Source organism: Bacillus sp. RIT 809 (genome assembly GCF_016892495.1).
In the GTDB taxonomy this organism is placed as follows: Bacteria; Bacillota; Bacilli; order Bacillales; family Bacillaceae_G; genus Bacillus_A; species Bacillus_A cereus_U.
Genome location: NZ_JAFEMR010000088.1, coordinates 1 through 238, shown reverse-complemented (window position 1 = coordinate 238; position 238 = coordinate 1). Strand labels below are relative to the sequence as shown.

Below are 238 nucleotides of genomic sequence, written 5' to 3'. Positions count from 1 at the left end.
GTTCGAAGAATCCTTTGAAGCACAAGAATTAACCGATGAGTCGATTGGTGTGGATGTTGGTTTAAAAGAGCTGTTTGTGGCTTCTAATGGTACGAAAGAACGAAATATAAACAAAGATGCCAAGGTTAAAAAACTTTTGAAAAGGAAAAAGTCAGCGCAAAGAGATATGTCTAGGAGATTTAAAAAAGGTGTAAAAATTCAATCTGCCGGATATGAAAAAGCTAAAACTGAGCACCTT

The 238-nt window shown here is 35.7% G+C and carries 1 pseudogene; it reads left to right on the top strand.

The window, feature by feature from the left end:
- Positions 1 to 238, top strand: a pseudogene (locus JTF23_RS27595) (RNA-guided endonuclease InsQ/TnpB family protein); the annotation flags it as partial.